Source organism: Streptomyces sp. (assembly GCF_035644915.1).
GTDB lineage: Bacteria > Actinomycetota > Actinomycetes > Streptomycetales > Streptomycetaceae > Streptomyces.
Map to the genome: position 1 here is coordinate 23,025 of NZ_DASQNP010000081.1, position 6,332 is coordinate 29,356.

Sequence of the window (6,332 nt, forward strand, 5' to 3'; positions counted from 1 at the left end):
GGGTCAGCGCGTGGCGGACTCGTCCCGCGCGCGGGCGGTCCCGGCCTTCAGGCGCCGCCGCCACAGCACCAGCGGCACCGCGCCCGCCAGCCCCATCGCCGCCGGTGCGGCGGCCAGGCCCTGCTCGGCGAAGGTGTCCGGGACCGGGAGGGTGCCCCAGCGGTCGATCGGCCAGGCCTTGACGATGGCCCGTCCCACCACGTCGTCCACGGACACCGTCCCGTGTCCGGGCAGCTCCTGGTGGAAGCGGGAGTCCAGGGAGTTGTGGCGGTGGTCGCCCATCACCCAGATCCGGCCCTCGGGGACCTTGACCGGGCCGAAGCCCTCACTGCCGCAGGGGGTGTTCCCGGGATAGATGTAGGACTTCTCGTCCAGGGCCTTGCCGTTGACCGTGACGGGCCCGTTCTTCTCGCAGGCCACGGTGTCGCCGCCGACCGCGATGACCCGCTTGATGAGGTCCTGCTCCTCGGCGGAGGGCATCAGCCCGATGAAGCTCATGACCTCCTGGAAGGCGGCCCCGATGCCGTTGGAGTCCGTCTGCACCGACTCGTCCAGCCAGCCGCCCGGGTCGTGGAAGACGACGACCTCGCCGCGTTCGGGTTCGGCCCCGAACCAGGGGGTCAGCTTGTCCACCAGCACCCGGTCGCCCCGCTGGAGGGTGTTCTGCATCGAGTCGGAGGGGATGGAGAACGCCTGGACCAGGAAGGTCTTGATCAGCAGCGCCAGGAGCAGCGCGATGCCGATCAGCAGGGGGAGTTCCTTCAGGAAGGAGCGTTGCTTCTTGTCCGTCACGCCTTCTCCGCCGTCGGGCTCCGTGGCCTGTTCCTCACCGCGGTCCACGGGCTCGTCGCCGGTCCGCTTCTCCGGTCCGTCCGCGTCGGAGCGCGCTCCTACCGCCACGTCCCCCACATCCACTCCTCACACTGCTCGCATGCGCTTCGTAGCGCGCCGTCGCCCGCGCCTCAGTCGGTGCAGACCCACCACTCCCATAACGAGCGGGAGTTCCGCAGGGCTCGGAACGCCCGGGATCCGCACCCCGTCATTGTCGTCGCCGGCGGCCGCGGAGGCGGGCTCGCCGCGCGGGTCCGGCACCGAGGCGTAGGTCTCGGGCTCCTCCAGGCGTCGCCAGTGGGAGTACGGCCAGGCGATCACCACGGCCTTGCCCACCACGAGCTCCTCCGGAATGGTCCCCTTACCCGGCTCTTCCAGGTGGTAACGGGAGTCGGCCGAGTTGGCGCGATGGTCGCCCATCACGAAGATCCGGTTCTCGGGCACCTTCACCTCGAAGCGCATCTGCGAGGGCGCGTTGCCGGGGTGGAGGTACGGTTCGTTCAGCGGCGTGCCGTTGACGGTGACCCGGCCGTCCTCGTCGCAGCACTTGACGGTGTCGCCGCCGATTCCGATGACCCGTTTGATCAGGTCCTGCTCGTCGTCGGAGGGCAGCAGGCCGATGAACGTCAGGAACTGCCTGCCCTGTTTGATCCCTATCGGGTCGTTCCGCTCCGGCTTCTCCTCGGGTGGCAGCCAGCCGCCGGGGTCCTTGAAGACCACCACGTCGCCGCGTTCGGGGCGCGCGCCGAACCAGGGGGTCAGCTTGTCCACCAGCACCCGGTCGTCGATCCTGATGGTCTGCTCCATCGAGCCGGAGGGGATGACGAACGCCTGGACCAGGAAGGTCTTGAGCACCAGCGCGATCAGCAGGGCCACGCCCACCAGGATGGGTATCTCCTTGGTGGCCGACAGCCGGCGCCGCCGCTTGATCCGTTTGGCCGCGCGGCGGCGGTCCGCCCGCCCCTCGCCGGGGCCGCGCAGTGTCGACCGGGGCTCCCGGGCCGAGCCGTTGCCGGGTGCTGCGCCGACCGCCCGGCGTCCTCGCGGCCGTCCGCGTCTACCCATGGCGGCCCCGCAGGGAGGTCCAGCGGTCGGCCGGCCAGACGACCCAGTCGACCCGGCCGATCACCCGGTCCACCGGTACGGTGCCGCCGCCGGGGGCGCCGAGGTGGTCGCGGGAGTCCCGCGACCGGGAGCGGTGGTCGCCCATCACCCACAGGCGTCCCGCGGGGACCTCGACGTCGAACGGGACGGCCGAGGGCCGGTCGCCGGGATGCAGGTAGGCCTCGTTCACCGGTTGGCCGTTCACCTCGATCCTCCCCCGCTCGTCGCAGCACGTGACCCTGTCCCCGCCGACCGCGACGACCCGCTTGACGTAGTCGGTTCCCTCCGACGGTTCCCGGTCGAACGAGCCGGTACCGTCGAACACCACAACGTCTCCGCGGCGCGGAAGGTTGCCGAAACGGTACGCCAGCTTGTTCACCAGGGCGCGGTCGCCGGTTCGGAGGGTGTTCGCCATCGAGTCGCTCGGGATGCGGAAGGGCTCCGCCACGAACGCGTGGACCAGCGAGAGCACCAGCGCCGCCGCGGCGGCGACCGCCCCCACACGCACGGAGCGCGACCGGCTCCCCCGCCCCGTCGAGGGGGCCGGGGAGCCGTCGCGCTCCGTGGGCCGTGTGTGCCGTGCGTCGGTGTCCATCGAGCCGAGAGCCTAACCCGGCGGGTGATGGTCCGGGGGGAGACGGCGCGGTCCCGCCGCCTCCCGTGGCCGCGGGCCGCCGCGCGAGCCCGGCCCGGCTCAGTTCTCGCGCTTCTCCTTGATCTTGGCGGCCTTGCCGCGCAGCTCGCGCAGGTAGTACAGCTTGGCGCGGCGGACGTCACCGCGGGTGACGACCTCGATCTTCTCGACGACCGGGGTGTGCACCGGGAAGGTGCGCTCCACGCCGACGCCGAAGCTCACCTTGCGGACGGTGAACGTCTCGCGCGAGCCGCCTCCCTGGCGGCGGATGACGACGCCCTGGAAGCGCTGGACGCGGGAGCGGTTGCCCTCGACGACCCGGACGCCGACGTCGACGGTGTCGCCGGGCCGGAACTCCGGCACGTCGGTGCGCAGCTGCGCGGCGTCGAGCTCGTCCAGGACGTTCATCGCGGGGTTCACTTCCTCGTGCGGCACCGCGCGCGAGGGCGCGGGCCGGGCTGGTCAGGGGGCGGTCCGGCCCGGGACGCGGGCGGCCGACAGCCCTCTACTCTGCCACACCGCCGCCCGGGCCCGGCTGCTCGCCGAGGGCCTCCGGGGGCCCGGACAGGTCGGGACGACGGGCTGCCGTGCGGGCCTGCGCCTGCTCCTGACGCCAGCGGGCGATGGCGGCGTGGTCACCCGAGAGCAGCACCTCCGGCACCGCGTGGCCCCGCCACACCGCGGGCCGCGTGTAGACCGGCCCCTCGAGCAGCGCCTCCATCGAGCCGGCCGCGAAGGAGTCGTCGACCACCGACTCCGGGTTGCCCAGCACGCCGGGCAGCAGCCGGGCCACCGCCTCGACGACGACGAGCACGGCCACCTCTCCCCCGGCCAGCACGTAGTCGCCGAGCGAGACCTCCAGCACCCGCATCCGCTCGGCGGCGTCCTCCAGCACCCGGGAGTCGATGCCCTCGTACCGGCCGCAGGCGAAGGCCAGCCACGGCTCGGTCGCGAGCTCGGCGGCCAGCCGCTGGTCCAGCCGGCGTCCGCTGGGCGAGGGCACGAGCAGCAGCGGCGCGTCGACCGGGCCGCCGCCGGCCAGCACGGCGTCCAGCGCCTGACCCCACGGCTCGGGCTTCATGACCATGCCCGGGCCGCCGCCGTAGGGGCTGTCGTCGACGGTGCGGTGCACGTCGGTGGTCCAGGTGCGCAGGTCGTGCACGCGGACGTCGAGCAGCCCGCGCTGCTGCGCCTTGCCGAGCAGCGAGCCGCCCAGCGGCGCCAGGTACTCCGGGAAGATCGTGACGACGTCGACCTGCACGTCAGTCCTCGGCTACTTCCTCGAGCAGCCCGGGCGGCGGGTCGAGCACCACCCGCCGGGAGCTCAGGTCGACGTCGGGGACGACGGCGCGCACGAACGGCACCAGCGCCTCGCCCTCCGGACGGGCGATCACCAGCACGTCGCCGTGCGGCAGGTGCAGGACGTCGTCGACGACGCCCACGTCGGTGCCGTCGCGCAGCACGGCCGACAGCCCGCGCAGCTGCCAGTCGTGGAACTCGTCCTCGTCCTCGATCGGCGGCAGGGTGCGGACGTCGACGAGCAGCATCGTGTCGCGCAGGAGCTCAGCCGCGCTGCGGTCGGGCACGCCCGCGAAGGCGACGACGAGCCGCCCGGAGTGGTCGCGCGACACCTCGACGGTGAGCGGTCCGCGCTCCGGCGGGTCGGTGAGCAGCACGGCGCCCGCGGCGAACCGCGCCTCGGGGTCGTCGGTGCGGACCTCGACGGTGACCTCGCCCTTGATGCCCTGCGGGCGACCGATCCGCCCGACCACGACGAGGTCGTCGGGGCCGGGCGGGGTGGGTGCTGACGTCAGCGGATCTCGTCGGTGTCGACGACGTCCACCCGCACGCCCTTGCCGCCGAGCGCCGTCATGACGGTGCGCAGCGCCTTGGCCGTGCGGCCGTTGCGGCCGATCACCTTGCCGAGGTCGTCCGGGTTGACCCGCACCTCCAGGGTGCGGCCGCGCCGGCCGGAGACCAGGTCGACCGTGACGTCGTCCGGGTTGTCGACGATGCCCTTGACCAGGTGCTCGAGGGCGTTCTCGAGCACCGGCTACGCCTTGTCGCTGGCGTCGTCGCCGGACGTCGCGGCGTCGGCAGCCATCGAGGCGGCGGAGTCGTCGGACGTGCTGCCGGTGCCACCGGTACCGGGGGCGTCGGCGACGGCGTCGGCCGGCGGCGCGTCGGCAGCCTCGGCCTTGGGCTCGGCGGTGACGCCGGGCGGGGTGACGTCGGGCTCGCCGTCGGCGACCTGGACGGCGGTGGCGGGCTGGTCGGCCGGCGGAGCAGCGTGACCGGCAGGCGCGTTGTCGTCGTCGACCTTCTTGCCGGCCTTCTTCTTCGGCGTGGTGGCCGCGCCACCGGCGCCGCCGTCGATGCCCTCGCGGGCGGCGGCCTCGAAGACGGCCTTCTTGTCGGCCTTGGGCTCGGCCACCAGCATGGGCGGCGGCGCGGGCTCGCCCTTGAACTTCTGCCAGTCACCGGTGACGCGCAGGATCGCGGCGACGGCCTCGGTCGGCTGCGCGCCGACGCCGAGCCAGTACTGCGCGCGGTCGCTGTCGACCTCGATGAAGGAGGGGTCCTCCTTGGGGTGGTACTTGCCGATCGTCTCGATCGACCGGCCGTCCCGCTTGGTGCGGGCGTCGGCGACGACGATCCGGTAGTACGGGGCGCGCATCTTGCCCAGGCGCATCAGCTTGATCTTGGTTGCCACGGGTTCTTGGTGCTCCAGTCGTACGGCGTGGGGAGGCGACCCGTGGCGCGTGGGGGTGCGCCGGGGTCGCGTTCGTGCGGACACGCCGTCGACGGGTAGAGGGCCGTCGTGCGGCGGTAGCTCGCCGACCAGTGTGCCAGACCTGCCGCTTCGCCACCGCGGGTGAGGCGTCTCACGGCAGCCGCGGGCATGAGGAGCAGCCGCAGGCGTTGTCCCTGGGGTGACCGCCCCCACCGCCGACGCCGCTGCCCCGGCCGCCCCGGCGCTGGAGGACCGGCTCTGGCGCTCGCCCGGGCTCGTCCCGCTGTTCACCGCGTCGACCACCGCCCGGCTGGCCAACGAGGCGGCCCGCGTCGCGCTGGTGCTGCTCGTGCTGGACCGCACGGGCTCGCCCGCGCTCGCCGGCACCGTCGTCGGAGCGCTCGCCCTGCCCGCCCTCGTCACGGGTCCGCTGCTCGGCGCCTGGCTGGACCGGACGTCGCGGCGGCGCTCGGCCTTCGTGGTCAACCAGGTCCTGCTGCTGAGCGTCCTCGTGGCGCTGCTGGCCGTCACGGGACGCGCTCCGGGTGCGGTCGTCGTCGGCCTCGCGCTGGTGGCCGGGCTGGCCATGCCGGTGCTCACCGGCGGCTTCACCGGCCTGATCGCCCCGCTGGTGCGCCCGTCGCTGCTGCGCCGGGCCTACGGGGCGGAGGCGACGTCGTACAACTCGGCCGCCGTGGGCGGACCAGCGTTAGCCGGAGCGCTCGCCGGGCTGGTCGACCCGGCCGCCGCGGTGGGCGCCACGGCAGCGGTGAGCGGCCTGGCGCTGCTCGCCGTGCTGCGCGTGCCGATGCCGCCGCCGGCCGCGGACCCCGGCGCTGCCTCCCTGCTGCGCACCGTGTGGTCGGGCGTGCGGCACCTGGCCACCACGCCGGCGCTGCGCTCGATCACGATCGCCACCACGCTGGCCTTCGCCGGCTTCGGCGCCTTGCCCGTGGCCTTCCCGCTGCTGGCCGAGGAGCTCGGGGCCAGCCGCGCCACCGGCGGGCTGCTGTTCTCGGTCTTCGCGCT

At 73.8% G+C, this 6,332-nt stretch carries 8 protein-coding genes and 1 pseudogene; 1 reads left to right on the plus strand and 8 read right to left on the minus strand.

The annotated features are described in order from the left end of the window. Positions 1–3: 3 nt before the first annotated feature. From lepB (VE546_RS09415) to rpsP, 8 genes and pseudogenes are all read right to left on the minus strand, one after another. Positions 4–900 (minus strand): signal peptidase I, encoded by an 897-nt coding sequence (lepB, locus tag VE546_RS09415; protein ID WP_324920597.1) that lies wholly within the window; start codon positions 898–900, stop codon positions 4–6. Between the two features lie 18 nt (positions 901–918). Continuing rightward, complete coding sequence (gene lepB / locus VE546_RS09420; RefSeq protein WP_324920599.1) at positions 919–1,896, minus strand: signal peptidase I; 978 nt, start codon at positions 1,894–1,896, stop codon at positions 919–921. Then, a complete protein-coding gene (gene lepB, locus VE546_RS09425; protein WP_324920601.1) occupies positions 1,889–2,530 on the minus strand; it encodes a signal peptidase I in 642 nt (213 codons plus the stop codon). Before lepB (VE546_RS09425) ends, lepB (VE546_RS09420) begins: the two co-directional genes overlap by 8 nt. A 99-nt stretch (positions 2,531–2,629) precedes the next feature. Then, on the minus strand, positions 2,630–2,977 hold the full coding sequence (rplS, locus tag VE546_RS09430) for a 50S ribosomal protein L19 (RefSeq protein WP_324920603.1): 348 nt from the start codon (positions 2,975–2,977) through the stop codon (positions 2,630–2,632). Positions 2,978–3,074: 97 nt separating this feature from the next. Next, positions 3,075–3,830, minus strand: a complete 756-nt coding sequence (gene trmD, locus VE546_RS09435) for a tRNA (guanosine(37)-N1)-methyltransferase TrmD (RefSeq protein ID WP_324920605.1) — start codon at positions 3,828–3,830, stop codon at positions 3,075–3,077. Between the two features lies 1 nt (position 3,831). Further along, the gene (gene rimM / locus VE546_RS09440) at positions 3,832–4,341 is read right to left on the minus strand and encodes a ribosome maturation factor RimM (protein WP_324920606.1); all 510 of its coding nucleotides are present in this window, start codon (positions 4,339–4,341) and stop codon (positions 3,832–3,834) included. 38 nt (positions 4,342–4,379) lie between these two features. After that, complete coding sequence (locus VE546_RS09445; protein ID WP_324920608.1) at positions 4,380–4,619, minus strand: RNA-binding protein; 240 nt, start codon at positions 4,617–4,619, stop codon at positions 4,380–4,382. 234 nt (positions 4,620–4,853) lie between these two features. After that, a pseudogene (gene rpsP, locus VE546_RS09450) lies at positions 4,854–5,282 on the minus strand (30S ribosomal protein S16); the annotation flags it as partial. A gap of 220 nt (positions 5,283–5,502) precedes the next feature. Between rpsP and VE546_RS09455 the strand changes: the two are divergent. Further along, the coding region (locus VE546_RS09455; protein ID WP_324920610.1) for an MFS transporter at positions 5,503–6,332 on the plus strand (830 nt) is incomplete at its 3' end.

Coding starts and splice junctions, on each gene's coding strand:
- rplS (WP_324920603.1), bottom strand. CDS start 2,977: ATGAACGTCCTGGACGAGCTCGACGCCGCGCAGCTGCGCACCGACGTG.
- lepB (WP_324920599.1), bottom strand. CDS start 1,896: ATGGGTAGACGCGGACGGCCGCGAGGACGCCGGGCGGTCGGCGCAGCA.
- lepB (WP_324920601.1), bottom strand. CDS start 2,530: ATGGACACCGACGCACGGCACACACGGCCCACGGAGCGCGACGGCTCC.